At 49.0% G+C, this 26,946-nt stretch carries 29 protein-coding genes; 18 read left to right on the forward strand and 11 right to left on the reverse strand.

Annotation, left to right across the window (positions count from 1 at the left end):
• Window positions 1–130: 130 nt before the first annotated feature.
• The 4 genes from VZT47_RS02210 to VZT47_RS02225 are packed head-to-tail and all read right to left on the reverse strand — an operon-like array spanning window position 131 to window position 3,673.
• The gene (locus VZT47_RS02210) at window positions 131–1,054 is read right to left on the reverse strand and encodes an NAD-dependent epimerase/dehydratase family protein (RefSeq protein WP_330223351.1); all 924 of its coding nucleotides are present in this window, start codon (window positions 1,052–1,054) and stop codon (window positions 131–133) included.
• Window positions 1,051–1,776 carry a response regulator transcription factor gene (locus VZT47_RS02215; RefSeq protein WP_330223352.1) on the reverse strand — a complete coding sequence of 242 codons (726 nt, stop codon included), beginning with the start codon at window positions 1,774–1,776 and terminating at the stop codon, window positions 1,051–1,053. The genes VZT47_RS02210 and VZT47_RS02215 overlap by 4 nt, the downstream gene beginning before the upstream one ends.
• Window positions 1,773–2,921: a sensor histidine kinase gene (locus VZT47_RS02220; protein ID WP_330223353.1), complete on the reverse strand. Its 1,149-nt coding sequence runs from the start codon at window positions 2,919–2,921 to the stop codon at window positions 1,773–1,775. Before VZT47_RS02220 ends, VZT47_RS02215 begins: the two co-directional genes overlap by 4 nt.
• The gene (locus VZT47_RS02225; protein ID WP_330223390.1) at window positions 2,921–3,673 is read right to left on the reverse strand and encodes an exodeoxyribonuclease III; all 753 of its coding nucleotides are present in this window, start codon (window positions 3,671–3,673) and stop codon (window positions 2,921–2,923) included. The genes VZT47_RS02220 and VZT47_RS02225 overlap by 1 nt, the downstream gene beginning before the upstream one ends.
• Window positions 3,674–4,010: 337 nt before the next feature.
• Here VZT47_RS02225 and VZT47_RS02230 point away from each other — a divergent pair, with 337 nt between their 5' ends.
• Together VZT47_RS02230 and VZT47_RS02235 are read left to right on the forward strand one after the other, a co-directional pair.
• Window positions 4,011–4,283, forward strand: a complete 273-nt coding sequence (locus tag VZT47_RS02230) for an ACT domain-containing protein (RefSeq protein WP_330223354.1) — start codon at window positions 4,011–4,013, stop codon at window positions 4,281–4,283.
• An 11-nt stretch (window positions 4,284–4,294) separates the two neighbouring features.
• On the forward strand, window positions 4,295–5,653 hold the full coding sequence (locus VZT47_RS02235; RefSeq protein WP_330223355.1) for a PFL family protein: 1,359 nt from the start codon (window positions 4,295–4,297) through the stop codon (window positions 5,651–5,653).
• Window positions 5,654–5,698: 45 nt separating this feature from the next.
• Here VZT47_RS02235 and VZT47_RS02240 read toward each other — a convergent pair whose 3' ends face one another.
• Both VZT47_RS02240 and VZT47_RS02245 read right to left on the reverse strand, forming a co-directional pair.
• Window positions 5,699–7,042, reverse strand: coding sequence for an MATE family efflux transporter (locus VZT47_RS02240; RefSeq protein ID WP_330223356.1), 1,344 nt, complete (start codon window positions 7,040–7,042; stop codon window positions 5,699–5,701).
• Window positions 7,043–7,204: 162 nt separating this feature from the next.
• A complete protein-coding gene (locus VZT47_RS02245; protein ID WP_330223357.1) occupies window positions 7,205–7,981 on the reverse strand; it encodes a LysR family transcriptional regulator in 777 nt (258 codons plus the stop codon).
• A gap of 168 nt (window positions 7,982–8,149) precedes the next feature.
• On the opposite strand from VZT47_RS02245, the gene VZT47_RS02250 reads away from it, so the two are divergent.
• From VZT47_RS02250 to VZT47_RS02265, 4 genes are all read left to right on the forward strand, one after another.
• Window positions 8,150–10,222 (forward strand): phosphoethanolamine transferase, encoded by a 2,073-nt coding sequence (locus tag VZT47_RS02250; RefSeq protein ID WP_330223358.1) that lies wholly within the window; start codon window positions 8,150–8,152, stop codon window positions 10,220–10,222.
• A 110-nt stretch (window positions 10,223–10,332) separates the two neighbouring features.
• The gene (gene trmB / locus VZT47_RS02255) at window positions 10,333–10,983 is read left to right on the forward strand and encodes a tRNA (guanosine(46)-N7)-methyltransferase TrmB (RefSeq protein WP_330223359.1); all 651 of its coding nucleotides are present in this window, start codon (window positions 10,333–10,335) and stop codon (window positions 10,981–10,983) included.
• The gene (locus VZT47_RS02260) at window positions 10,956–12,263 is read left to right on the forward strand and encodes an FtsW/RodA/SpoVE family cell cycle protein (protein WP_330223360.1); all 1,308 of its coding nucleotides are present in this window, start codon (window positions 10,956–10,958) and stop codon (window positions 12,261–12,263) included. The genes trmB and VZT47_RS02260 overlap by 28 nt, the downstream gene beginning before the upstream one ends.
• 45 nt (window positions 12,264–12,308) lie before the next feature.
• The gene (locus VZT47_RS02265) at window positions 12,309–12,893 is read left to right on the forward strand and encodes a hypothetical protein (protein WP_330223361.1); all 585 of its coding nucleotides are present in this window, start codon (window positions 12,309–12,311) and stop codon (window positions 12,891–12,893) included.
• Window positions 12,894–12,940: 47 nt separating this feature from the next.
• Here the strand turns inward: VZT47_RS02265 and VZT47_RS02270 are convergent, their stop codons facing one another.
• On the reverse strand, window positions 12,941–13,198 hold the full coding sequence (locus VZT47_RS02270; protein ID WP_330223362.1) for a hypothetical protein: 258 nt from the start codon (window positions 13,196–13,198) through the stop codon (window positions 12,941–12,943).
• Between the two features lie 194 nt (window positions 13,199–13,392).
• Between VZT47_RS02270 and VZT47_RS02275 the strand changes: the two genes are divergently transcribed.
• The 5 genes from VZT47_RS02275 (at window position 13,393) to VZT47_RS02295 (ending at window position 17,438) form a co-directional block, all read left to right on the forward strand.
• The gene (locus VZT47_RS02275) at window positions 13,393–14,334 is read left to right on the forward strand and encodes a cytochrome d ubiquinol oxidase subunit II (RefSeq protein WP_330223363.1); all 942 of its coding nucleotides are present in this window, start codon (window positions 13,393–13,395) and stop codon (window positions 14,332–14,334) included.
• Between the two features lie 10 nt (window positions 14,335–14,344).
• On the forward strand, window positions 14,345–14,518 hold the full coding sequence (locus tag VZT47_RS02280) for a tryptophanyl-tRNA synthetase (protein ID WP_330223364.1): 174 nt from the start codon (window positions 14,345–14,347) through the stop codon (window positions 14,516–14,518).
• A gap of 137 nt (window positions 14,519–14,655) precedes the next feature.
• Complete coding sequence (locus VZT47_RS02285) at window positions 14,656–15,900, forward strand: putative DNA modification/repair radical SAM protein (RefSeq protein WP_330223365.1); 1,245 nt, start codon at window positions 14,656–14,658, stop codon at window positions 15,898–15,900.
• A 74-nt stretch (window positions 15,901–15,974) separates the two neighbouring features.
• Complete coding sequence (locus tag VZT47_RS02290; protein WP_330223366.1) at window positions 15,975–16,862, forward strand: TIGR03915 family putative DNA repair protein; 888 nt, start codon at window positions 15,975–15,977, stop codon at window positions 16,860–16,862.
• 84 nt (window positions 16,863–16,946) lie between these two features.
• Window positions 16,947–17,438: a pyridoxamine 5'-phosphate oxidase family protein gene (locus VZT47_RS02295; RefSeq protein WP_330223367.1), complete on the forward strand. Its 492-nt coding sequence runs from the start codon at window positions 16,947–16,949 to the stop codon at window positions 17,436–17,438.
• A gap of 132 nt (window positions 17,439–17,570) precedes the next feature.
• Here VZT47_RS02295 and VZT47_RS02300 read toward each other — a convergent pair whose 3' ends face one another.
• The gene (locus VZT47_RS02300; protein WP_330223368.1) at window positions 17,571–18,035 is read right to left on the reverse strand and encodes a MerR family transcriptional regulator; all 465 of its coding nucleotides are present in this window, start codon (window positions 18,033–18,035) and stop codon (window positions 17,571–17,573) included.
• Window positions 18,036–18,157: 122 nt separating this feature from the next.
• Between VZT47_RS02300 and VZT47_RS02305 the strand changes: the two genes are divergently transcribed.
• From VZT47_RS02305 to VZT47_RS02315, 3 genes are read left to right on the forward strand one after another with little or no spacing between them, the layout of a single operon-like run.
• A complete protein-coding gene (locus tag VZT47_RS02305; protein WP_330223369.1) occupies window positions 18,158–18,652 on the forward strand; it encodes a flavodoxin family protein in 495 nt (164 codons plus the stop codon).
• A complete protein-coding gene (locus VZT47_RS02310; protein ID WP_330223370.1) occupies window positions 18,649–19,944 on the forward strand; it encodes a metallophosphoesterase family protein in 1,296 nt (431 codons plus the stop codon). The genes VZT47_RS02305 and VZT47_RS02310 overlap by 4 nt, the downstream gene beginning before the upstream one ends.
• Window positions 19,945–20,634 (forward strand): dihydrofolate reductase family protein, encoded by a 690-nt coding sequence (locus VZT47_RS02315; RefSeq protein ID WP_330223371.1) that lies wholly within the window; start codon window positions 19,945–19,947, stop codon window positions 20,632–20,634.
• Between the two features lie 35 nt (window positions 20,635–20,669).
• On the opposite strand, the gene VZT47_RS02320 is transcribed toward VZT47_RS02315, so the two are convergent.
• The 3 genes from VZT47_RS02320 to VZT47_RS02330 form a co-directional block, all read right to left on the reverse strand.
• Window positions 20,670–21,557: an epoxyqueuosine reductase gene (locus VZT47_RS02320; RefSeq protein WP_330223372.1), complete on the reverse strand. Its 888-nt coding sequence runs from the start codon at window positions 21,555–21,557 to the stop codon at window positions 20,670–20,672.
• 55 nt (window positions 21,558–21,612) lie between these two features.
• Window positions 21,613–22,653 carry a zeta toxin family protein gene (locus tag VZT47_RS02325; RefSeq protein ID WP_330223373.1) on the reverse strand — a complete coding sequence of 347 codons (1,041 nt, stop codon included), beginning with the start codon at window positions 22,651–22,653 and terminating at the stop codon, window positions 21,613–21,615.
• Between the two features lie 95 nt (window positions 22,654–22,748).
• Window positions 22,749–23,528 carry an adenosylcobinamide amidohydrolase gene (locus tag VZT47_RS02330; RefSeq protein WP_330223374.1) on the reverse strand — a complete coding sequence of 260 codons (780 nt, stop codon included), beginning with the start codon at window positions 23,526–23,528 and terminating at the stop codon, window positions 22,749–22,751.
• Between the two features lie 113 nt (window positions 23,529–23,641).
• Here VZT47_RS02330 and VZT47_RS02335 point away from each other — a divergent pair, with 113 nt between their 5' ends.
• The 4 genes from VZT47_RS02335 (at window position 23,642) to VZT47_RS02350 (ending at window position 26,942) form a co-directional block, all read left to right on the forward strand.
• Complete coding sequence (locus tag VZT47_RS02335) at window positions 23,642–24,970, forward strand: LPO_1073/Vpar_1526 family protein (protein WP_330223375.1); 1,329 nt, start codon at window positions 23,642–23,644, stop codon at window positions 24,968–24,970.
• 106 nt (window positions 24,971–25,076) lie between these two features.
• The gene (gene sdaAB / locus VZT47_RS02340; RefSeq protein WP_330223376.1) at window positions 25,077–25,757 is read left to right on the forward strand and encodes an L-serine ammonia-lyase, iron-sulfur-dependent subunit beta; all 681 of its coding nucleotides are present in this window, start codon (window positions 25,077–25,079) and stop codon (window positions 25,755–25,757) included.
• A 10-nt stretch (window positions 25,758–25,767) separates the two neighbouring features.
• Entirely contained in the window at window positions 25,768–26,658 is an 891-nt protein-coding gene (gene sdaAA, locus VZT47_RS02345) for an L-serine ammonia-lyase, iron-sulfur-dependent, subunit alpha (protein WP_330223377.1), read from the forward strand.
• A 122-nt stretch (window positions 26,659–26,780) separates the two neighbouring features.
• The gene (locus tag VZT47_RS02350; RefSeq protein ID WP_330223378.1) at window positions 26,781–26,942 is read left to right on the forward strand and encodes a hypothetical protein; all 162 of its coding nucleotides are present in this window, start codon (window positions 26,781–26,783) and stop codon (window positions 26,940–26,942) included.
• Window positions 26,943–26,946: the final 4 nt, after the last annotated feature.

The following is a 26,946-nucleotide window of genomic DNA, read 5'->3' on the forward strand; positions in this document are numbered from 1 at the left end:
CTTCTTCGTGATTCAACGTGATGGCTTCTCAGGATAGAGTCATCAGTAAAGTCAGAATTATTAAACTTACATATTTCTGCAAATAAAAAACCGTGATTCCCGGAGGAGTCACAGTTTTTTATTTCCCGATTTATTTTTCCCGTTTCTGAAAAAATTCGATGGTGTCTTTCAGCCCGTCGGCCAGGGTATAGGAGGGCCTCCAGCCGAGGATTTCATGGGCTTTGTCATTGTCCAGGGAGGAACGGTAAATATCTCCGGTCCGTTCCGGACCGTAATGAATGACCGATTCATCCCGTCCCGCAAGGCGCACCATTTCATGAGCCAGATCGTTCAGGGAGATTTCCGTTTTTGTGCTTACGTTGCAGATTTCTTCATCTCCCTTTGAAAGGGCGGCCAGGTTGGCCGAAACAACGTCATGGACGGAAATGAAGTCTCTTGTCTGTTCGCCATCACCGAAGATGGTGATATCTCTGCCTTCGGTCAGGGCTTTGGCAAAGATGTAAATGACTCCTCCTTCGCCATGGGCACCCTGACGGGGCCCATATACATTGCTGTAGCGGAGCACCGTATAGTGAAGACCGTATAGTTTGTAGTAAAGGTCCAGGTATCTTTCCGTGATCCACTTGGTGAGGCCATAGAAAGAGGTAGGCTCCGGTATTTCGTCTTCCTTCAGGGGAAGGGCCGGGTTATCGCCGTAAATGGCGGCAGAGGAGGAAAATATGACTTTCTTCACGCCTGTCTTTCGGGCAGCTTCCAGCACGGAGAGAAGTCCCATCACATTTTCATCAGCATCAAAATGTGGATTTTCAATAGAAACGGGAACCATGGTCTGGGCGGCTTCGTGATAAACCACATCAAAGTGACGGGCAAGGCAGATATCCTCAAGCGAAGCAGTCCGGATATCTGCTTCTATAAATTCGGCTTCTGGATTTAGAAATTCCCTTGTGCCTGTGGAAAAATTATCAATTACAGTTACTTGATGCTTTTTTTTTATTAAAGCATCGACCAGGTGGGAGCCAATGAAACCGGCTCCGCCGGTGACAAGTATATTCACTTGACATTCTCCTTTTCTTCTGCATGGAAGCGGTATCCGGATCCCCATACCGTTTCAATTCTCTCATAAGGCATTCCTGTAGCATTTTTCAGCTTTTCGCGGAGTCGATTAATATGAACGGTGACGGTGGAAGATTCACCAAGCGGTTCGAAACTCCAGACCTTACGGAAGATTTGTTCTTTAGAAAAAACTTCATTGGGATGACTGGCAAGGAAATAAAGCAGTTCGAATTCTTTTCCCGTAAGACTGATGGGGATGCCATTTACCGTTACCTGCCTTGCCTTGGGGCGTATATTGAGGTCGGCTACCATAAGACCTTTTTCAATATCAGAAAAGCCTTCGTCTTTTCCTAAAAGTCGCTCGTGGGTAGCCAGCTGAGCTTTCAGGTGGGCAATGAGAACGGTACCGCGGAAAGGCTTCACGATGTAATCATCGGCACCAAGTCCAAGCCCCCTTACTATATCTGCGTCTTCTGTACGGGCAGTGGCAAAGATAATGGGGGCATCGGTCATTTCACGCATTTTTCTGCACAGAGAAAAACCGTCATCCTCACCAGGCAGCATGATGTCAAGAATAATGGCATCAATCCGCTCACGCTTCATGATATTCATTGCTTCTTCCCCAGTGGTGGCAACAAATGGAGTATAACCGGAGCCCTCCAGAAAATCTCTTTCCATATTTGCAATTTTAGGTTCATCTTCAACAATCAGTACATTGGTCATTCCACGTTACTCCCTTCTGCCAGTGGGATATCAAAAATAATCTTTAATCCATTTTCACTTGTTGCATGATACCGTCCTTTGTGGGCAGTAATAATTTCAGCGACAATGGCAAGTCCAAGGCCGCTGCCATTGCTCGTTCGGCTTCTGGCTTCGTCAGTTCTGTAAAATGCCTCAAAAATATGAGGAAGTTTCTGGGATGGTATGCCGGGTCCGTCATCTTTGAAAGAAAATTCCGCATAATGACCGCTTTTTTTAATAGTAATCAACACATTTGAGCTGTCTTTTTCCCGATACTTAACCGTATTGGAAAGTAGATTGAAAATAACGCGCTGAAATTCTTTTTTATCAATCAGAGCTGTCAGGCTCTCATCTGTATCATAGGTAACAGTTACATTCCTTGAATTCAGGTACTGTTTATCTTCATTAATAAAATTTCGGATGACCTGACTGAAATTTGCAGGGTGGGGATGACAGATGACACGGCTGGTGGAAAGTTTGTTGTACAGGGAAAGTTCATCAATAAGCTTTGAAAGGTCATCAGTACAGGATGCGATAGATTCAAGATACTGCTGCTGCTTTTCAGGAGTTTTAGCCATGCCAAGCTGCAGGGCTTCCGTATATCCCATAATTGTTGTGAGTGGTGTTCTTAAATCATGAGCAATGCCGGAAAAAACGATTTTTCGGGATGTCATAGACATAGCTCGTTCTGCAATGGAGTTTTTCAGGTATAGCTGCATAGTTCTGAAGGCACTGCAGGCTTCTCCAATTTCATCACGGCTATAATGATCTACCACTACATTGTAATTTCTATACTGAATAGCATGGGCAGCTAGAGATAGCTGCTGCAGAGGGATTATGATGGAATTCTGCATGTACCTGTAAAAGGAAATATTGATTTTCAGGCTTATGAAAAGAATAAGCAGGATGGTTACAATAATCAGCCCATCGACAAAAGGATTGAAAGTAATTCCTTCCATCCGGGCATAAATAAACAGGCTAAGCAAAGCAGCAATGCATAAAAGGGCAGAAACGCAGATGAAAAGCATGGCGCTCAATACAACTTTGTGCCGGAGAATGCTTTGTGCTGATTCATTGTCCAATTGATGGTTTTTTTCCGGCAGACCACCTTTTTCCTTAGTGTTCATCAGCCCAGAACCAGTTCTACGGGGCAGTGATCACTACCCATAATTTCCGGATGGATGGCAGCCCCTTTGATATGGCATTTCAGGCTGTCAGAAACCAGGAAATAATCAATTCTCCAGCCAATATTGCGTTCCCTGGATTTGGCAAAGTAGCTCCACCAGGAATAGGCTTCTTTCTGATCCGGATGGAGGAGGCGGAAAGAATCAGTAAAGCCTGCCGAGAGAAGGTTTGTCATTTTTTCTCTTTCTTCATCGGTAAAACCTGCGTTTTTATGATTGGCCGCCGGATTGGCGATATCGATATCATTGTGAGCCACATTGAGGTCGCCGCAGAGGATAACCGGTTTGACTTTTTCCAGGTTTGTCATGTATTTCTTCATTTCCTCTTCCCAGATCATGCGATAGGGAAGACGGGCCAGTCCGCGCTGGCTGTTGGGTGTGTAGCAGCAGAGGAGGTAATGATCATCAAATTCTGCCGTAATGAGCCGGCCTTCCTGGTCATGCTCTTCTATGCCAAGCCCATAAGTAACGGAAAGCGGTTCCTCCTTTGTAAAAATGGCGGTTCCGCTGTAGCCTTTCTTGACGGCACTGTTCCAGTACTGATGGTAGCCCGGAAGATCCAGCACGAGCTGGTGAGGCTGAAGCTTTGTCTCCTGCAGGCAGAAACAGTCCGCGTCAAGACTTTCAAAAGCATCCATAAAACCTTTCTTCAGGCAGGCGCGAAGGCCATTCACATTCCAGGAAATATATTTCAGATTCTTCATGGGAGTCTCCTTCTTCTTGGAATTATTTTTCTTTTCTCTATTTCTAATTATAAACTTTTCATACTGGTTTTAAAAGTGAAAGAAGCACTATTAAATAAATGTTTATCCTTTGTTCAAACCTGTAAATGTCTGCCTCTCTTTCATGCGTTAATTTCATTAAGGGGAAAAATAAAATGGAATTTTCTCAATTTTGAAAATGAAACGGATTGGTACAGATTTTTCAGATTTCATCGTGGAAGGGCAGGGCCATGTGCTATAATGAATGCATAAAGGGAATCTGGTCCGGATTTTCCCGTATTCTGATTTCAGCTGATCGGAAGGAGTCATTATGAAAAAAATCGTAGTTACTGTTATCGGCGCTGACCGGGTAGGTATTGTAGCCGCCGTTTCTTCGGCACTGGCTAAAGAAAATATTAATATTCTTGACATTTCACAGACCATTGTAGATGATATTTTTGATATGGTTCTTATGTGCGATATGGAAAACGCTACAGGTTCCCTGAAAGAACTTCAGGATGATCTGGGTGAAATCGGCAAGGCCATGGGTGTGGACATCCGTGCCCAGCTGGCTGATATTTTCTATGCCATGCACCGGATCTGAAAGGGGGAGCCATGCTCGATATAGAAGATATCCTTGCAACGGAGCGCATGTTTGATCAGAATAAACTGGATGTGCGCACCATCACCATGGGCATTTCCCTTCTTGGCTGTGTCTCGGATGATGAAAAGACTCTCTGCAGGAAGATTTATGATACCATCTGCACGAAGGCAGAGCATCTGACAGAAGTAAGTCATGATATTTCCAGGGAGTACGGGGTGCCTATCATCAACCGCCGTATTTCCGTCACTCCTGTAGCCCTTATTGCCGGAGGACTTCGCGTCTCCAGCTATGTACCCATCGCGAAAACACTGCAGAAAGCAGCCGATGCGGTAGGAGTCGATATTTTGGGCGGATTTTCTGCCCTCGTGGACCGGGGCATGTCCTCCTCTGACAAAATCCTGATCGATTCCATTCCGGAAGCTTTGGCTTCGACTTCTTCCATCTGCAGCTCCGTAGCCATCGGCTCCACAAAAGCCGGAATCAATATGGATGCAGTGAGACGGATGGGTGAAATCGTCAAAGAAACGGCGGAGCTCACGAAAGATCAAGATGCCTACGGCTGCACGAAACTTGTTGAATTCTGCAATGCCGTGGAAGACAATCCTTTCATGGCAGGCGCCTTCCATGGGATCACCCAGGGGGATACGGCAATTCATGTAGGCGTTTCAGGTCCCGGGGTAGTGAAACGGGCACTGGAAGATGTCAAAGGATCGCCTCTTGATGTTGTGGCGAAAACGATTAAAAATACGGCTTTCATGATAACCCGTCTGGGCCAGATGGTGGCTGAAGCGGCTACGGAACGGCTTCATGCTCCTTTTGGAATCATCGATCTGTCTTTGGCCCCGACTTCGGCAGTGGGAGACTCTGTGGCCCAGGTCCTGGAGGAAATGGGATTGGAAAGCTGCGGAGGTCCCGGGACTACGGCTGCACTGGCACTTTTAAATGATGCCGTCAAAAAGGGCGGACTCATGGCTTCTTCCAGCGTTGGAGGCCTTTCAGGGGCATTTATCCCGGTCAGTGAAGATCTCGGCATGATTCAGGCTGTGGAGAAGGGAAGTCTTTCTCTTGAAAAGCTGGAAGCCATGACCTGCGTATGCTCCGTAGGCCTTGACATGATTGCCATTCCCGGAGATACGCCGGCATCCACCATTTCTGCCATTCTGGCCGACGAAGCAGCAATCGGCATGATCAATAACAAAACCACTGCCACGAGGCTCATTCCTGTTCCCGGCAAGAAACCGGGAGACATGGTGCAGTTCGGCGGCCTCATGGGCTATGCGCCGGTTCTGGGCATCAATCAGTTCCGGGCCGATGAATTCATTGCCAGGGGCGGCAAGATTCCGGCTCCCATGAGATCCCTCACCAATTAATTTCACCAGTCAAAAACTCCTGATGCGTTGGCACCAGGAGTTTTTTTATGATGCTTTCGATGAGCAGAAATATTTCCTGTAAAAATAGATACATATAAATACGGAAAGGAGGGAGCCGGCCGGGGTGGCAAGGCCCATGGGAAAGAGGGTGGCAGGGAAGAGGCGGGCTGCCAGGTAAGCGCCGGGAATGCGGATGGCGAATGTGGAAATCACATTATGGATGAAAGACAGGGTGGCTTTGCGGCAGGCCGAGAAATACCCGCTGAAACAGAAATGAATGCCTGCAATGGCACAGTCAAAACAGTAGGCATGGAAATAATCGCTTCCCATAGCGATGACTTTTTCCTCACCGGGCACGAAAAGCCCGATGATTTCCTGCGCCTTGAATAAAGCCAGAAGAATGCAGAGGAAGCCGAAGGAAATACAAGTGGTAATGCCATATGTAAGTCCCATTTTTCCCCGCTCATGAAATCCTGCCCCGGCATTCTGGGCAGTTGTGGCTGAAACAGTGGACATCATGGCCGAGGGCACGAGGAAGAGGAATCCGATGATTTTTTCCACAATTCCTACGGCTGCCGCCGTTTCCACACCCAGGCTGTCAGCTATGGAAGTGATGGCCAGAAAGGAAACCTGGATGAGTCCGTCCTGGCAGCAGATGGGAAACCCGATACCTAGAATCTGGCGGAGAGAGTCCTTTGAGAAATAGAAATCCTTTTTACGGACATGAAGAATCTTTGCTTTGTGATAAAGGTAAAAGAGGCAGAGAAGGACACTTAATATTTCTGCCCCCACCGTACCGATGGCTGCTCCTTTTGCACTCATGTGGAATGGTCCGATAAGCAGGTAATCGAGGCCGATATTCACGATACCCGAGAGGGCCACGAAAATCATGGGAGCCCTTGTATTTCCCATACCTCTTAAAAAGCTGCTCATCATATTATAGGAAAAAATAAGGGGAACCCCGAGGAAACAGATGAAAAGGTAATCAGCCGTGGCCTCCAGCGCTTCCGGGGGAGTCTGGAGGAGGGAGAGAATCAATGGCATCAGCAGGAGAAGCAGGATGGAAACGAGTAAGGAAAGGGGAATGAAAAAAGCCGCCGAAGTCCCCATGAGGCGGTAGGCATTTTTTTCATCCCTGCCGCCCAGGCTTCTGGCAATGGAAACAGCACAGCCTATGGTGAGCCCCGTAATCATGACGATCACCATGTGCATGACCTGGCTTCCGATGAAAACCGCGCTGACCGGAGCGGCGCCATAAAATTGTCCCGTAATGAAGAGGTCAGCTAAACCGTAAAAGGTCTGCAGGAAGCAGGCCAGAAGGTAGGGAATGGCAAAATTCATCATTTTGGGGAAAAGCTTTCCCTCTGTCAAATCGTTTTCCAGTATCATCAAATCACCTGCAATAAAAAAGTATCCTGAATTATTTTCAGAATACCATGAAGGGTGGTTTTTGTAAAAAGAAGAAAAGTGGAACCTTCAGCACTTTTTTTCATGGGCAAATTCAATGAGCGCCTGAAGGAGAGGGGAAAGTCTTCCCTTCCGGCAGATGAGTCAGGTCTTTTCAGCAAAAGATTTGTCCAGAGGAAATGCATACAGATTATCATAACCGGTTCCCGGTTTCAGGGGCAGGATGGCAAAGCCTTCACCAAGCGAAAGGCGGAGGAGCTGCTCTGAAAAGGTGGGGATTTTTTCCACTCTTTTGAAAGCAGTCCCGAAGGCTTTCAGAAATTTATTTCTGCAGGCTTCCACATAATCCGGGTCATCCGCTTTGGTCAGGAAGGGGAGGGAGGAAATGAGGCCCGCCATACTTTTTACCTTGTCAGCTTTTCCGGAGGCACAGACCAGGGACTGTGGAATGAGGACCAGTTCATGGGAAATAAAATTTTTCGAGAAAGGGATGGCTTCCGGTGCGATGATGGCATCGATTTCACCACGGGAGAGTTTCTTCTCCAGTATTTCCGGCGGTTCTATGCGATAAGAAACGGAAGGCTCCGGGTACTTTTTCAAAAAGAGGGGCATGAAATCGATCCCCCTGTATTCCTGGGAATCCAGCCCGATGATGAGGGATGGTTTTTCAGGAGACAATTCATGAAGGAGGAATTCAAAGGCCTGATGAATTTCTTTCATGCCCTCATAAAAGTGCCTGCCTTTTTCGGTGAGCGCCATGCCATTCGGGGTGCGGGTAAAGAGGAGGATTCCTGTTTCCTTTTCCAGGGAGGCGATGTACTTGCTCATGGTGGTCTGGACGATATGGCATTTTTCAGCGGCTTTTGTGAAATTTCCTGCCTCCACGGCGGCGAAGAAATAAGAAAGTTTGTTGATGTCCATGATGCACCCTTTCAGAGTTATATTTTCCTCAATTATATCATTTCCTCAGGGAACGGCGGTATTGTAAATTTCCTGTATAGAAAATAAATGATTTTTCCTGTATCCTGTGATAAAATATTTTAGTTATGAAGCTTGCAGGCAAGGCCTGTTTGTAATAAAGGTGTATGTATGAATCACAAGAAAAATACTATTTCCCAAAAAAATGAAAAAGGAACTTCCCTGCAGGAGAAAGATACAGGAACCGTGGAGAGCCCGGGTCACTGGAAAAGGTGGTGGCTCATTGCCACGATTCTTCCTTTCTGCCTTGCCTTTTTCTTTTCCTGGTACTTCGGTGCCTCCGGCGGCTATGAACTTTTCTCGCAGATAAAAATATTTCTGCTTTTCCTGCAGGTGGGCTTCGTGACGGCTTACTTTATCCGTCATCATCTGAAAAAAGCGGCCATTCACCTGTGGATGACCATCATATTCCTCTGGGCCTTATCCCTGGTGGTGCCCTATCTCTCTACCCAGACCGACGTGCTGCTGGATATGACCGACGTGTCCGGAGAGCTCTCGACGCCTCTTTATCTTTTTATTTCCTGTTTATCTGCGGCCTGGATCCTCCCCGGGAAATGGCGTATGATTGCCCGCCTTGCCTGCGTGGTCCTCATCGTTCTTTATGTGCTGGTCCAGTTTACCTATATCGGGTACTACACCATCACCCATTCCCTGATTTCCATCAATATGCTTCTCGCCCTGGCCCAGACGAATCTGGCGGAAACGAAGGAATATATCGAAGTCAATATTCCCTATGCGGAAATCATTGCCGGTGTGGCAGCCCTTCTGATTCTGGGCTGGCTTATATTCCATGCCAGCCGGTTCAGTTTCAACCGTCAGCAGGTCCCGAGAAAAGCCTGGTTTGCCATGCTGGTCCTTTTCTTCATCAATATCGGTCTCTGCTGTCTTTCCATCGGCGGCACCAGGCTGGCCCATGTGTATTATGAAACTTATGAGACTCTCCACAGCTTTTCCGATTTCCAGAAAATGGTGGAGAAACGGCGCCATATGCATATCAGGGATAAAGAACTGGTAGAAAAGCTTCGATCTGCGCCGGATGGACTCTATGTGCTTGTCATCGGTGAATCCCTGACCCGGGATCATATGAATGTATATGGCTATCAAAGGGAAACGACGCCTTTCCAGTCCGGGGCCATCAGTGATCCCCATTATGAATTTTTCAATCATGCCTATTCCTGCTATACCCAGACCGTGCAGGTACTGACGGAAGCGCTGACGGAAAAGAACCAGTACAATGATATCAGTCTCGTGGAGGCCTATTCCGTAGTGGATCTGGCCCGGGAAGCAGGATTCAGGACGACATGGATTTCCAACCAGTCCCGCTATGGCGTATGGGATACGCCGATCGGCGCCATCGGCTCTGCCTGTGACGATCAGTACTGGATCAATCAGTATGTGGGGACCGATGTGGTGACGAAGGATTATGATACCGCCCTCATTCCGTACCTGAAAAAGGTCAATCCCGAAAACCGCCGACAGCTGGTGGTCATTCATCTCATGGGAAGCCATGTGAGCTACTGGGACCGGTATCCGTCGGAATTCTATCGCTGGCCTGTGGACACGGGCAAAACAAGAAGCACCGAAGAACTCATGGTGGATGAATATGACAATTCCGTGCTCTTCAATGATTACGTCCTGGAAAGCATCATGAATGAGGCCACCAACGTCCTTCATGCGGACGGAGTCCTTTATTTCTCGGATCACGGGGAACAGGTGACGGAACGCCCGGGTCACAATGCGGACCAGTTTGACTATACCATGGTCCATATCCCCTTCTGGGTATACCTTTCCGACCACTACAGGGCCCTTTATCCGGAGAAGGTACGCCTTATGGATGAACGGAGAAATATGCCTTTCTCCAACGATATGCTCTACGATACGTTCATGGGCATCATGGGCCTTACGGCAGCACATTATGATCCCAAAGCAGATTTATTTGCGCCGGAATTTGACAAGGATGTTACTACCCTCATGACCATGTACGGGAATGTCATGATCCGGGACGACGTGGAACAGCTGGGTTCCGATCAGGAAAAGCAGGATGAGCTGTGGAATCGGAGGATTTCCGACCATGCCAGGGCTCATGGATACAGAAATTTTGACTGGAATACATTTGAACCGGTAAAGATTGCTTCGGAATCGATACCGGAAGTGGAAAATGAAGGCGTCAGCCTGGAAAAATGAAAAAAGCCGCAGCACCCGGGGAGGGCCTGCGGCTTTTCCGATGGAAATTTGTCATGCGTCCCGACCTGTGTTATAGTAAGATAAATTTATTCTATGAATCGGGAGGATTTATGAGGCTTCGCAGAAAACCCTGGATTGATGAGGCAATCAAAGATTACACATCCATTCTTTTCCTGGAGGAACCAAAGGACAGGAAAGGGAAATGGCATGAGCTCTTTCCCCATCCGGAGAATGAGCTTCATGTGGAATTCGGCACCGGAAAGGGCCAGTTCATCTCTGGCATGGCCGCCCTTCACAGAAATGTCAATTATGTAGGCATGGAAGTACAGGAAGGGGTCATCTATTATGCTGCGAAAAAGACGGCGGAAATGGATCCGCCCCTGGACAATGTGCGGCTCATCCTGGGGGATGTCAGTGAAATCCTCGACATTTTCGGACCCGGGGAAGTGGATGTGATTTATCTCAATTTCAGCGACCCCTGGCCAAAGAAGCGCCATGCAAAGAGAAGGCTGACTTACAGAGATTTCCTCAAACGCTATGCCCTGATCCTGAAAGAAAAAGGGGAAATCCGTTTCAAGACCGATAACAAGGACCTTTTTGATTTTTCCATTGAAGAATTTAAAGCCATGGGCTGGCAGCTCTCTGATGTGACTTATGACCTCCATGCCTGCCCGGTGGAGGGAGACGTGGAAACGGAGTATGAGGAAAAGTTTTCCAGAAAGGGGAATCCGGTATGTCGTCTCGTAGCGACACGTCCCTGATGGATATGAAGTATGCGCCCCGGAATCTGCAGAAAATGTTTATCGTGGCGGCCATACTGATTATACTGGGGGCATTTAATGTTTACAGTTCAACCTATTATATGAACCTGGAATCCGGCACCAGCCCCTATGACCATATCCTGAAACATATCGTGGTTTTGGCAGTAAGCGTAGGGGGAGCGCTGATTCTCAGCCGTTTCAATTATCGCCTTCTCCGGCGATTTGACGGTCTGCTCTGCTGCCTGACCATAGTGCTCCTCATCCTTGTCATGGTGGCAGGACGAACGGTAAATGGTGCGACCCGCTGGTTTATGCTGGGACCGGTATCCCTCCAGCCGTCGGAAATCGCAAAAGTGACGGGCCTGATCTGGGCGTCTTCCTGCCTGGCGGAAAAAGTGGATAAGCACATGAAAATCACCGTTTTTGCCCGGTTTTTAAGACCTTTTATCCATCCGGCAAGCAGGAAAAAAGAAAATTCCATCGGCGCCATGATCCGTTATTTCTCGCCCATGTACATGCCCCTGATCATGGCATTTCTCGTCATCCGGCAGCCGGATATGGGTACGGCAGGCATGATCCTCATGTTTCCTGCGCTCCTTTATATCCTGGCCGGTATGCCGCTTTTTGAAATCATTTTCGGCATGGCCCTCACGGTCCTGGTTTTTCTGGCCCTGGCCATTGCAGCTCCTTATCGCCTGGCCCGCCTGATCGTTCTCTGGGATCCTTTTTCCTATGCCCAGGACATGGGATACCAGACTGTCCAGAGTCTCATTGCCGTCGGTTCGGGAGGACTTCTCGGACAGGGGATGGGTGAAGGCCTTTCCAAATTCCTTTACCTTCCCGAACAGTATACGGACTTTGCCTTTGCCGTATTCAGCCAGGAATATGGATTCATCGGTTCCTGCACCGTGGTCTGCCTGTACATGGCCTTCCTGCTTTATGGGTTTTCCGTGGCCAGGAAATTGAAAGATACCTATGCTGCCTTTCTCGTATACGGACTGACCCTGCTGATTTCGGTACAGGGATTTATCAATATTGCCATGGTTATCGGCTGTTTCCCGGTCACCGGGATTCCGCTGCCTTTTATTTCCTTCGGCGGTACCTCCCTTCTCGTCAATATCGGCGCCCTGGGCCTGATCTGGGGGACGGCGACCCAGAGCCTGAAGGAATATGATGAAATGGAACGGAAGAAACGGATTGCCGCCATGGAAGGCAGGCCCCTTTCCTTTGGCGAACTTTCCGGTGACGTCTATTCCCGCCGCCAGAGATGGCATGGATGATAAAAGCGCGTTCCCGGAGGACGCGTTTTATTTTGCGAGGTACTTATGGATGATTACAGGGACCTTTTAAGAGCTGAATTTCTGGATGCTGTGAGAAGTTCAGGTAAAAGCGGGCTCGCTCTTTCCGTATATGGCTTTTTCGAAAAGGAAAGTTTTTCGGGTCAATGTCTTTCCGAAGCAGTGAGGCTGCTTTCCGAAACCGGAATTTCAGTCCGCTTTTTCTCCGGGGGGCGGGATGAACTGAAAAAATCGCTCTGCGGGGAGAATCTGCTTGCCTTTGTAGACTGTCCGGAAAAGACGGGCCGCCTTGCCATGGCTGCCGATGCCCTTTGCCTTTCGGGAGTCGTGGTTTATGGAAATAAAATTTCCGGAGTTTCCATGGAAAGAGAAAATATAGTGACTCATTTCCGTCGCGGCATCTTTCATTCCGATTATGTGAAGACGAGCCGCTTTGCCTTTCCGGAAATCAGGGATGAAGAGCTTCAAAGTCTGAGTGCAAAGGAAAGTATGATTCCTGTCCAGCTGGTAGTGATCTATCTTGGCCTTATGCTGTACGCACTGGGAAAGGAAGGGGGACTTCTCCCGTCCATGGATGCCGCGAGGGCACTGTATAACAGATTTTCTGAATGAAATGATAAAAAGCTGTGAATCAGGATGTCCGTTTCACAGCTTTTTGTTTAAATCCGGAAATATCTTTTGGCCTGGGTCCAGGCAATGCCGGCGGCAGTCTGGAACAGGAAGAGGCAGAAGGCCTTTTTCGGATGGAACAGCCAGAAGGTTTTCGTGATGGGAGAAAGAGGTTTCAGGATATCCGGCGCTTTTTCCGTTTTCGTCACTTTTTCCTTCACTGCCTGGACCGGCTTTTTTTCTTTGACCTTTTTTGAGACTACGGCAGCGGCAAGAGCAAATATAAGGGCCTTGATCAATTTATCCATAGCGGGAGACCTCCTTCTTCTTTTCTTTTATTATCATAGCAAATGAACGTCATAAGTTCAAAGGAATCCATGAATTTCTTTGAAACCCGCTGCCGATGATAGTGCTTTAATTTTCTTTTATTTCAAAGTCTCCATGTGGTATACTCTTAATGGAATTCTATTTATTTCCCTCTGGGAATGGGTTGGAGGACTTTATGAGCGCAGATTCGAACATTTTGCTTTTACCTTTATGCTTTTTTGGATTATACATGATTCTTGAGGCCGCAGACTGGGGACTCTGCCTGGCGGCGCCCCTGGTTTCACGGAATGAGGAGGAAAACCACGCCATCCTGGGCCTTCTGAAACCGGGCCTTGACGGGAATGAACTCTGGTTTTTCCTGGGCATGTTCATGATGGGGGCGGCCATTCCTTCGCTGTCTCAGCAGCTGGAAGGAACCAGGACAGTCATGATAGTCCTTGTGGCCCTGGGAGCCCTTCTGAGACTGGCAGCCTGCTTTGGGAAAAAATTTCTGGGGAAATCCTGGATGATGAAGCTTAACGCTGCCTTTTCTGTCATCGTGCTGGCCGTACTGGGGTTGATTTCATCTTCCCTCCTCATGGAAGGCGGCAGCCTTATTTCCGCCATCGGCATTTTTACCGCTTTATGGCTGATCCTTTCCGCTTTCCAGCTCGGCTCGCTTTATGGAGCGGTGAAAGTGGTCAATCCCCTTGGAGAAAGGTTCCGCGCCTCATTCCTCGTATCCAGCGTACTGAATGTGGTGGTCTATATCATCCTGGCCATCCTCCTCAAAAATCATGCCGCTGAGTCCAATCTCTATGGCAGCTTTTTCTGGATCAGCCTGGTGGCTACGGCTATCCTTTTTGCCCTGGCCTTCTTCTTTACCCGCACCCGCCATGTGAAAGTGGGGCTGGCAGCGGTCTATTTCTCATCGTTCTTTGCCATTGCCATTTATCTTTCTGCCTATGCGGTCATGCTTCCGGCCCATTTTACCGTGGAGCTTGATTCTCTCAAGAATGCCATGGACGGTCTGCCGGGGACGGCACTCCTGATCATGGCCTTTGTCTGGACCCTGGGGACTTTCATCTGGAGACAGATCCGCAGAAAAGAAACATACGAATGGAAAGATCATATTTAAGGAGGAAATTATGGGAGAACTTTATAAAACGCAGCATACCATTGATGAAATGCTTGACCGCATGGGGGTCAAAATCGTTCTTGATTCCGAACACCTGACGGAAGAGGACCGGTTTGAGGCGGAAAAGCAGGGCGCTTCGGTGGTATTGAAAAAAGTGGAAAAGAAAGAAGAAAATAAGAAATGAAAAATACCGTGAAAGTTTGAAAGAGCTTTCACGGTATTTTTATTATGATTTTTGCAGCAAAATATTTCATCAAATAGAACATTTTTTCTATTTCTATGCTATAATAGGGCCATGAAACATAATTTCAGGAGGCGCGTATGGAAATAGGAGACAAACTGGATATTCTGGCCGACGCAGCCAAGTATGACGTGTCCTGCTCTTCCAGCGGCTCTGACCGGGCCAATGCCGGGGGGCTCGGAAATGGACATAAAAGCGGGATCTGTCATACCTGGACGGCCGACGGACGCTGCGTATCGCTCCTGAAGATACTGATGACCAATTCCTGTATTTATGACTGTGAATACTGCGTGAACCGGAGAAGCCACGATACACCGAGGGCCATCCTGACGCCGGAAGAAATCGTGCTGCTCACCGTGGAATTTTACAAGCGGAATTACATCGAAGGGCTATTCCTCTCCTCCGGCATCCTGAAGTCGCCGGACTACACCACGGAGCTTCTCATCCGGGTGGCAAAACTCCTTCGGGAGCGTGAGCATTTCAACGGGTACATTCATATGAAGGGGATTCCGGGAACGGATCCGAAACTTCTGAACGAACTGGGGCGCTATGTGGACAGGGTGAGCGTCAATATCGAGCTGCCATCGGAAAAATCCCTTCATCTTCTCGCACCCCAGAAGACGAAGAAGGCCATTATGGCGCCTATGAAATTCTTCAAGGAATCTATCGATGCCTACAGGGAAGAGAAAAAGCATCACCGGAAGATCCCCTCTTTCGTACCTGCCGGCCAGACGACCCAGCTCATCGTGGGGGCCAGTGGGGAAAGCGACCGGCAGATTCTTCTTCTGACGGAGGGACTTTATCAGAAAGCGTCTTTAAAGCGGGTCTATTATTCCGCTTATGTGCCGGTGATGAAAGGAAAAAACCTGCCTGCCCTCATCAAGCCGCCCCTGGCCAGGGAAAACCGGCTGTACCAGGCGGACTGGCTCCTTCGTTTCTATCAGTTCCGGGCCGATGAAATCCTGACGCCGGAGGAGCCGGATTTCGATGAAGAACTGGATCCCAAGTGTACCTGGGCCCTCCGGCACCGGGAACTGTTTCCTGTGGAAATCAACCGGGCCCCCTATGAGATGATTCTCCGGATTCCCGGAATCGGCGTGAGAAGCGCTCTTCGAATCGTTAGACTCCGCCGGTATGGAAATCTGTCCTATGACCAGCTGAAACGGATCGGCGTGGTACTTCGGCGGGCAAGGTATTTCATGACCGTAAGTGGCAGGTATTATGGAGAAAGATCGCCGGATTCGGAAAATCTGCGAAACCTCCTTATATCGGAAACAGCGGCAAGGGAAGTCAGGGAAATGAGCCTTTTTGACACCCAGATTTAAAAAATGATGTAAAATTGAAATCCTTCGACTATATCTGTAGAAGCAATTATATTCGAAGTTGAAGGAGGCATAACATGTATTTCCTCTATGACGACAGCTACCCCGGATTTCTTACGGCGGTGTATGAAATTTATTACTTCGGCACCAGCCAGCTGGAAGGGATTTCCACCATGAAAGGGGAAATGAGGCTGTTCGGCAAAGAATATGTGGTGAAGACCAATTTCCTGAAAGCAGAAAAAGTGGCGGCGGCCTTTGAGAAATCCTGCGGCAAAGAAGCGCTGCGATGGATGTACAGGGCCTATCTGTCCGATGATGAGGGCAGGGAACTCAAGATTTTCAATTTCATGAAGGAAGGTTTCCGCCTGGGGAAGAATATCTACACCCACAAAAAGGAAGGCTGGGTCATGGATGTGCTTGATATGTGCCGGGAAGTGGGCAATGAAACGGAAAAATTCCGGGGGATCCTGCGGTTCAGTGAGCTGGAGGACGGCCTTCTCTATGCGGCCATCAATCCCACCCACCGGATCCTGCCGGTGCTCGCAGTCCATTTCAAGGATCGCCTATCGGCGAAATGCTGGGCCATTTATGACGTGAACCGTCATGAAGCAGCCGTGTATAACGGGGAAAAGGTTTCTTTTGTCACGGTGGAGGAAATTCAAAAGAATCTGAAATACAGCAGGGATGAGGAAGATTTCCGTCAGCTCTGGCGGAATTACTATCGCCACATGGGGATTCAGGAAAGAAGGAACCCGAAGGAGCGGATGAATTTCCTGCCAAAGAAATACTGGGTGAACCTGACGGAAATGGATGATCCCTATAATGCCCAGGACCTGGACCTCAAGGGGATGGAAGAAAAAAGGCCAGGAAAACTTTCGAAGGTCATCTCTCCGGCGGAAATCGATGATGCCCTCCGGGTGGTGCAGCGGAAGCTGGACTTGCAGAATAAGAAAAATAAAGGATGAAATTTTACCGGAAACATTGTCTTTGTTTCCGGCTTTTCTTTATAATATAAGAAATATTTCATAATCAGCAAAAGGAGGAATTTTATGCATCCCATGAGAAGGAAAGACCGTCTGGTGACGGAGGAAGAGGAAATCCGGGCCATCCTGGACAAATGCGGCATTGTCCATCTGGGCCTTTATGATGAGAACCGCATATTCGTGGTTCCCGTGAACTACAGCTATGAATATGAGGGAGGAAAACTGACTCTGTATTTCCATGGCGCCAGGGGCGGGCTCAAACGGGACCTGATCCGGAAAGACAACCGGGCGGGTTTTGAAATGGATACGGGAAATCATGTCATTCCTCACGATCAGAATCCCAGCCGGTATACCACCCATTATGGCAGCATCATTGGAAGCGGCCGGGTGACCATCGTGGAAGATCCGGAGGAAAAAAGGGACATCATGACCCGGTTCATGAAGCAGATTTCCGGGAAAGACTGGGAAATCACCGATGGTCATGTGAATTCCATCGAAGTCTATAAACTGGAGGCTGAGGAATTCCAGGCAAAGGAAAATCCTCACCGGAACATGTAAAATAAAAAGACTTTCGCCTGGCGGAAGTCTTTTTGTTTTGGAAATAATGCCCAAAAAGCATTATGGGATTGCGACATCAGGTATTAGACAGGAAGCGCAGTCTGCCTTATGATGATGGCAGGGTGGAAAGATTTATTTTTTCAGCGGACCGGAAGGAATGAAGTGAAGGGTTTCATAGCCTTTTTTCAAATCCTCCGGCAATTGTTCCGGGAAAGAGGAATCCAGGGGAAAGGTCCCTGTTTTTTCCGCAGTCCTGTAATACCATAATTTGTAATCGACCACATTCATCATGGTATCCAGTTCTTTCTGCTTTTCCTCCAGCACTTTCTTCTGGCGGGTGAGGATGGAAAGTCTTTCACTGATGGTTTCGGGACTTTCCGGAGGGAGATTGACGAAAGTTTTGATGCCCTTCAGGGAAAGGCCTGTTTTCTTGAGGCACTGAATGAGTTTGAGTTCGGAAATGTCTTTTTCCCGAAACATGCGGATGCCTCCGGCAGAACGTTCCAGATCCGGCAGGAGTCCTTCCTTGTCATAATAACGGATGGTGGAGACCGGAATATCAAGAATCTTTGCGGCTTCCCCGGCAGTATAGAGCATAAAAGCCTCCTTGTGAAATACTTGACTTAAAGTTTGCTTTAAGGATTAAAATATACTTTAAGATGATTTCAGTATAAAAAATAGAGGTTCTCCCGTCAAGGGAGTGAGAAAGAGGGAGTACTATGAAAATATTGACAATTTATTATTCCAAGAGCGGCCACACCGAAGAGCTGGCCAAAAAGATTCATGAAGCTTTAGGCGGCGATATGGCTTCCATCACCGCAAAGAAGACCTATGCCGTTTCCTATGGCATGACGGTCCTGCAGGCGGGGTTTGACAAGCTCAGGAGCCGCCGGCCGGACATTGAAGAAATTCCGTACCATCTGGATGACTACGATATCCTCATCCTGGGGGCGCCTACCTGGTATTTCACCATGGCTCCGGCCATGCAGGTATTTCTGGATACCCATGACTTCAGGGGAAAGAAAGTGTACACTTTTTCCACTGACGGCGGGCAGCCGAAAAATACGCTTTCTGATTTCAGAAAGAAACTGGAAGAAAAAGGAGCCCGCGTGGCAGGTCAGTTTCATGTTTCCTACAAGAAGAACAACCGGCTCACGGGAGACGAAGAAATAGAAAGATGGATAGAGGGTTTAAAGGAGGATGCAGCCCGATGAAGGGGAAATGGATGGCAGCCCTGCTGGCGCTGTGGCTTATGACCGGTACTTTCGCAGGCTGCGGAGAAAATCTGGGCAGCGCCGCGCAAAATCCTTCTTCCAGGGTTTCATCGGGCCCTGTCAGGGAAACCATGAAGCCCTTCAATGTCCATCAGGTGGTGGCGGGAGACAACAGGAAGGGCCGCACCATTATGTGGGAACTTCCCACGGATCATGAAAACAGCCTGGAATACAGGGAAAAAGGGACGGAACCCATTTATTCCGTCTCCGCTTCCTCCAAAGGGCTCAAAGGAAACAATGGCATCAGGGATGGCACCGTCTATACGGCGTACCTTGACAATCTGGCAAAAGGAAAAGATTATGAATACAGGACCCGCGAAGGGGATACGGTGAGCAGCTGGTATCCTCTCAAAACCGATGGGGGCGAAGATTTCAAGGTCATTGTCACCTCGGACTCCCAGAGCTCGGACTATAGGGACTGGAAAAATCTCTTTGCCCATGCCTGGAAGGAAAATCCCGATGCCTCCTTCTTCATCGCCCTGGGGGACCTGGTGGATAACGGGGAAGATGAATACCAGTGGCAGACCTGGTTTTCGGACGTGAAAGACGCAATTTCAGGTATTCCCGTGGTGCCGGCACTGGGAAATCATGAGGCTTATTCACTGGACTGGAAAAATCATATGCCTGAGCGATACCTGACCCATTTCAACCTCCCGTCCAATGGAAATAAAGAATATCAGAGTCATTATTACTCCTTTGACTGGGGCGAAGTCCACTTTGCCGTGCTGGATACGAATCTTCGGGAAGAAGGAGAATGGCTGCCGGACCTTTTTGAAAAGCAGAAAGTCTGGCTGGACAGGGATTTAAAAAGTACAAAGAAGAAATGGAAAGTCGTCCTCATGCACAAGGATCCGCTCCAGTACGGCTTTGCCGATGAAGGAAGGCCGCACCGGGAAGAAGGATTTTCGGAAGAAGGAAATGTTTTCATGCCTGTCTTTGATGCCAATGGCGTAGACCTGGTGCTGTCGGCTCATCTTCATACCTATAGAGACCGCGGACGGATTTATGATTTCAAACGGTCCGAAAAAGGCCCTGTCTATGTCATTGACGGTCTTTCCGGCAACGTCCGTTATCCGGGACTCTGGAAACGGCATGAACTGGATGAATATGTGGCACCACAGCCGGAGACGGACAATTATTCCATTCTGGAAGTGACGGATCAGGAAATAAAACTCACCGGATATCTTCCGGATGGCACAAAACTTCATGAAACAGTAGTCAGAAAGGATTAAATGATGGAAAGAGCAAAAGTAATTCTTCACATGATGATTTCAATTGACGGGAAAATCGAAGGCTATTTTGCCGACGCCCCTTTGACCGGCGCCTGCGGGGAAGTCTATGACGAACTGATCCCGACTCTGGGGGATGCGGAAGGGACAGGCTCCTATACGGCCTGCCTGTACCTGGCCGGGGGAGACGGAGATTACAGCGCCTTTAAAGACACCGATGTGCCGGAGGGCGATTTCCCTGTGGTCAGTGAAAACAGGAAATATCTATTCTGCTTTGACCGCCATGGCAAATGCGCCTGGGAAGGGCCTCTTTCCGGCGATAAACAGGTGGTGGAAGTGGTGACACGGGAAGTGCCGAAAGAATTCCTGGCGTACCTCAGAAGTAAAAATATTTCTTATATCTTTGCCGGTGAACATGATCTGGACATTCCTGGCAGCCTGGTGAAGATTCATGAACTTTTCGGCGTGAAAACCCTGGTCCTCTGCGGCGGGGCCACCATTAACGGAGCTTTCTTCAAGGCCGGAGTGGTAGACGGTATTTCCCAGGTCATCGTGCCCTATCTGGAAGGCAATCATGACCAGAAAGGAACGGCGGAAACGGACGTATTCCTGCCAAAGGCATACCTTTTGAAAAAGGCAGAGCCTGTGGGAAAGGGCGGCGTCCACCTGCTTTACGAAGCGGAAAAGAAGTGAAATAAAAAATCCTGTCTCTCCGGGAGCAGGATTTTTTATTTGTCATGAATGATGTGCCAGTTGCGGAGAAGCACCTTTTTGCCCCGCCAGGCAAAGGCGTATTCTTTGTATTTCCTGTCAAAACCGCGGTTGGAGAGGCTTTCCAGTTCTTCACCGGAGAGGCAGGAAATACAGTTTTCATGGATTTCGGGAATCGGCGAGAGAGGCGCTTTCCTGTTGAAAGGGCAGCATTTCTGGCATTCATCGCAGCCGAAGATAAGGGAAGTTTTTTTGAGGATTTCTATTTCCACATCCGTCAGGTCTTCCTTTTTCTGGGTAATGCAGGATTTGCAGCGGGATGGCCGGAAGGGCTCCCGGCCAATGACTTTCCCGGGGCAGGCTCTTTCACAGAGACTGCAGTCTCCGCAGGAAAGGGAAAGAGGCTGATCCGGCTCCAGTTCCAGGGTGGTCAGGATGGCGCCGATGGTGACAAAGGAACCGTAAAGGGGATGGATCAGGCAGTGATTTTTCCCGAAGAATCCGAGACCTGCCGACCAGGCGAGCCACCGGTCCACCATGGGGGAAGTATCGGTGAGGGCGTAAAATCGGGCTTCCGGAAATTCCTCCTGAACGGTTTGAATGATTTTTTCCATGTACCGGTGGTTGATGACGTGATAATCCTTTGGCCGTGCATAGAGGGCGATATTGGCCTTACGTTCCTCTTCGGCCTTATAGGGGAAAAGAAGGACGAAGAAAGAGGAGGCTCCGGGAAGGAGATTTTCCGGGTGAAGCCGTTTTTCCGTATCCGCCGGGGCAAAGGGGATGGGGCCTGCCTTTTCCAGTTTTTCTTTCAGGAGAGGAGGAAAGAGGGCCGTTGCCGCTCCACAGGCATGGAGGCCCAGGTCGTGGGCGGCTTTGATCAAAAGCTCTTTTGCCTTGCTCATGGGATCTCCTTTCAAAAAAACTGTGAAAAATAAATTTTCACAGTTTGGAATCGATTTATTTTACCATCCGTTTGGCCAGCAGTTCTCCGACCCTTTCCGTAGGCATGTCATCGCTGTCATAGAGAAGGCCTTTCGGGCTTTTGATGATGAGCCGGTCCATGAGATTCTGGGAAATGAGCTCGTTTGTGGCGGAAAGGAAAGCGGTGCAGGCTTTATCGTGATGTTCTTTCGTGATCAGGCGGGAAAGTCCCGGCGCTTTCAATCGCTGCTGGAGGAAGAGCTGATGGATGGCTTTCCAGCTTTCCTTCTTCGGGCAGGCCCGGAGGAGCACGCAGATTTCATAGCCCATGCTCTTCAGGTAGGAAATATATTCTTTCGTGTGGGCCACGTTTTCAAGAGACCCTTCCTGAAGGATATGGTAACGGCCTGCGGCTGCTTTCTTCATGGTGAGGTCTGACAGGTACTGTCCCTGGTCCATGGAGAAATAAGCGCAGTACTGGCCGTATTTCTTCATGAGCTTTTGGGAATGCGGATGAAAAACGCGGAAATTATCGGTCATGCACTGGACGATATCGCCATTGTATTCATCGATGATCATGGAAGACATCCTGGTCTTTCCTGCCCCGGGCTGCCCGGCGATGATGAAGGCCATGGGGTGTTTTTTATTTCCTGTCTTTTTATGGGAAATGGCAGGCCATACGGTCCTGTCAAAAAGAGCATTCATTTCTTCCGGGGTGAAAGCGCTTTCTTTCCTGGCCAGCTGTTTGATGAGGATGGGGTTGACCGGACAGAATATCTGGTCCGCCATGTAGCGGGTCTCGATATTGTAAGCTTCCCGGAGCATGCCTACCTGGGTAGACATGGCAAGGCCGTGTCCTTTGCGGATTTCAATCAGTGACATTTCGCGGATGGTGCTCATCCACAGGCTGTAGAGGCGGGCCTCGTCCTGCGGTTTCACTTCCATTTCATCTTTCATGGCACAGAGGAGGTTATGAATGGTATTGAATATTTCCAGATTCACTTCCAGCTGGATCGCCATAGGGGTGATTTCCGCTGATTCACTCAATTCTTCCATGGTCCGCTCGTCATAGGGCATGCCGTACCAGCTCCTTTTTCAAAAAAGATTATTTCTTCTATCATAGCAAAGGTTCAGGATTTTGTCTAATTCCTTATGAAAAGGAAATAAAAGGTTCAGTCCTTTTTCCGCCTGAGATTTTCCAGATCGATGGCAGGAGGTGTGGCAAGGAGAGGGGACGCATTCCAGGGGTGGTCGATGTCCCGTACGCATTCCGTGACAGATTCGTAGGCCGCCCGGGCCAGGGAGGATCCCAGCTCTGAAAATGGGCCGGCATCGGTATAGGCCGGTCCTTCCGGATTGCATATGAATGTAATGCCATCGGTTCCTGTCCCCGTGGCCGGCTTTCCATTGTTTACGTCGGCAATTCCCAGATCCTGGAGGGCTGCCGTTTTTCCTTCGGTCAGGGTGATGAGGGCCCGGGCCATGATGCCCTCGGGAAGATTTCCATGGAGAAGGATCATCATATTGATGGTGCCAATGGGTCCAAAATTTCCATCTTTTTCCCGATAGAGAGCAGGGGAAGAGGCCCGGCAGGCCGTCTTTTCCACTCCTCCCGTAACGACGGATTCGACCAGTATATCACCGCTTCGGATGATTTTATGAGAATAAAGATTGACTTTGGCCGCCGTCAGCAAAACGGTACTTTCCTCAGGGCAGGCTCCGGCCTTTTCGGCACAGCGTTTCAGGTAGCCTTTCACCGAACCTCCCGGGAAATCCTTTTCCGAGGGATAAAATTCTGTCAGTTTCTGATTCAGGGCAAAACGGATCGTCCTGAACCCGCCGCCGTAAATGGCGGTGGACAGGGATTTCTGAAATCTATCGAACTGAATCATCAGCACCTCCGGCGTTACCATAAGCCGGCTGCCGGGGTAAGAGAGAGGAAGAATTTCCATGGGAGCCTCCACTATATTTTATTTCATGGGCAGGGAATGAATCATTGAAGTCATTTTAGAAATATGATACCATAGTACTGAATTTTGTGTATATTTTTAAAACAGGAGATTTCATGGTTATATTACCGTATCTTGTTCTGGCAGCCGTGGCGCTGCTGTTTATGATTTTATCCTACCTCGTGATCTGCGGTCTGCCGAAAAGGGAAAAAGCGGAAGGAATGCCATCTGATGAACCGACGATGGAAATCCCCCGTCCCCGGAAGGCAAAAAGAGAAGAGCCGAAGAAGCCGGTTGTGGATGAGGCCACCCGTATCATCCATGTGCCTCATCACCAGGAAAAATCTTCCGAACCGGAGGATAATGAAAAAACGAAAGTGTTTACAAGAGAAGATTTCGGCGAATCCAAATCGGCCGACGCCTTCTCCTCCAATGCGGCCACCGGGCCATTTCCGGCGGAACCGGAACCCCGTATTCTTTCCTCCATGCCGGATCTTCCCACGCTGGAAGAATATTTCATCCGTCACTTCCTGAACCGTTACGGCGCCGTTTCAACGACGGTTGAGCAGGATACACGGAAAGTGACAAGACACCTGATCGAAGGACTCCATATGTCAGGGAAAGAAGCCGTAGATACGCTGACTCATATTATGGTCCAGGAAGCCCTGCAGAATGCCCAGCGGACCTATGTGATGATGCCGACCCCCGTAGTCATGGAAATGGTGACGGATGCTTTTTCCGATGTGGCTCATGGCAGCCGTTCCGATACGAAGACGATCCTTGCCTATGATGCCCTGAAAGCCATGCCCCGCATGGAAGAAAGCGAATTCCATGCCCTTTCCCTGCTCCTCATTTTCCATTATTCCAGAAATACGGACAATGTGGACGGAGAGCACCTTAAAAAATATACGGAAAAATACATCACTCCCTTCCTGAATAAACTTCCTGACGAATACACGGGTTATCAGCAGCTGGAATACCTGCACTGCGTATCCCTGGAGAACAAGGATATTCCCTTCGGACAGGTACTCCATGATTCCTATCCCCTCATTTTCTCCTTCCGGGGCTGTATGAAAGCAGAACTTATCTCCCTGTACAAAGACTGGCCGGAAGGAACCCTTGTGGCGAGCCTGTATAATTCCTATATGAAACCGGCGGCAGTGGACGAATCTTCCCTTTCCGGACTTCTTGACGATATGGGCATGGACGATGAATTGACAAGGAGAAATCTTCTGGCCATCCTGGAATCGAGACCGGTTCCCTATGACAGGAAAGAAATGGCATCCATCCTGGACAAAATTTCTCCGGACCTTTCCAGACTGCAGGATATCTGGGATACCAGCATGATCCGCCGGTCCTCCCTCACCCTTATGGGCATGTATATCGCCAAGATCTGCATCCGCGAAACCATCGGGGAAGACTTTGATTTGAGTCACTGGATGTAAACTGGTATAATTGTAGAAGTGAAATAATTTCATAACCATTCGATGATGGATAGGCGAAAGCCATTCACGTTGAGGCAAAATCTGCCGCTTGCGGCAGATTTTTATTTTGAGAAAGGAAAAGAATATGGGCCTTTTTGACATCATCGGTCCCGTCATGATCGGACCTTCCAGCTCCCATACGGCGGGAGCTGCCCGTATCGGCCTGGCAGCAAGACGAATCCTTGGGGAACCGGTGAAAAAAGCAAAAATCACTCTCTATGGATCATTTGCAAAGACCGGGAGGGGTCATGGTACGGATCGCGCCCTGGTGGCCGGCCTCATGGGCTGTACGCCCGATGATACCCGGATACGGGATTCCATTCATCTTGCGGAAGAGCAGGGGATTTCCATACAGTTTGCTTTTTCCGATGAAGATATGGGTCACCCCAATGTGGCAAAAATTGAAGAAACCGGCATATCCGGCAAATCGGTCACCGTCGTCGGCCGCTCTCTTGGGGGAGGACGAATCCTCATTACGTCCATTGACGGCTATGATGTGGAAATAACGGGAGAAGAATATTCTTTCCTCACCAGGCATCATGACGTTCCGGGAATCGTGGCCGATGTGACCGCTGTTTTTGCAAAAGAACATATCAATATTACCACCATGCGGCTCTTTCTCAGGAACAAGAATGATGAGGCCGTCATGATCATCCATACGGACCGCCATATTTCCAAAGCCCTCTGTGAGGAAATAAAAAATACAAACAGCAATATTATTTCCACCCTGTCACTGGATCTGATTTGAGGAGGTCATCATGGTAGAAACTTATCACAGCCTGGAAGAACTCCTGATCATGGCAGACCGGGACAGCGTTTCCCCGGGCATCATTGCCTGCCGGATAGAGGCGGAAGAATCGGGGAGCAGCGCGGAAGCCGTCTGGAGCCGTATGAAGAGGATGCTTCCCGTTTTTCGGGAATCCATCAAAAAAGGGCTCACGGATACGGGCAAATCAGCAAGCGGCCTGGTGGGCGGCGACGCATCGAGACTGTATAACGGGAGCCTCCGGTTTTTGAGCCCCATCAATCGAAAGGCAGCTTCCTATGCCCTGGCCATTGCCGAAGCCAATGCGAAAATGTACAGAATCGTGGCCTGTCCTACGGCGGGTTCCTGCGGAATCCTTCCTGCCGTCATCCTGGCAGTGGGAGAAGAAAGTCACTGCAGCGATGACGAACTGACCCGTGCACTCTTTACCGCTGCCGGTTTTGGCAAAGTGGTTGCAGAAAAAGCATCAATTGCCGGAGCCGTAGGGGGATGTCAGGCAGAATGCGGGACAGCCTGTGCCATGGCTGCGGCGGCAGGAGTCGATTTGCTGCGGGGGAGCAATGAAGAAATGGCCAATGCCTTTGCCCTGGCTTTGAAAAATATCCTTGGCCTTGCCTGTGATCCCGTGGGAGGACTGGTGGAAGTGCCCTGTGTGAAGCGGAACGCTTTTCATGCCGTCCATGCCATGACAGCTGTCGATATGGCCATGAACGGGATAAAAAGCGTGATCCCTGCAGATGAAGTCATTGAAGCCATGGGAGATATCGGACGAAGGCTTCCGGTGGAACTGAAGGAAACGAGCCGCGCCGGCCTTGCCATGACGGCGACAGGAAAGAAAATCAATGCGGAGCTTCTGAAAAAAGCGCACTGCATGAAACGGTGAAATCTTTTTGAAATCGTGAGACTCCGGTCTCACGATTTTTTCATGGTTACGGTCTTTTCCTTTTACAAATGATTCTTTATGTGTCAAAATAAAATAGGTAAATTATATACAGGAGGCGCCGCATGGAGCTCAATTTCATATTTCTTGCTCTGGGGCTTCTCATGACCCTCTGGTCCTGGCATTCCGTTTTGGGAAAGAAGGAAAAGGACAGTCCGTACATGGTGATTTTTCTGGGAGCGGCCGTGACTGCCCTCATGTGGATTGCTGTTCTTTATATGTTTTAGAGGT

The organism is Dialister sp. (assembly GCF_036343215.1).
Classification (GTDB): domain Bacteria; phylum Bacillota; class Negativicutes; order Veillonellales; family Dialisteraceae; genus Dialister.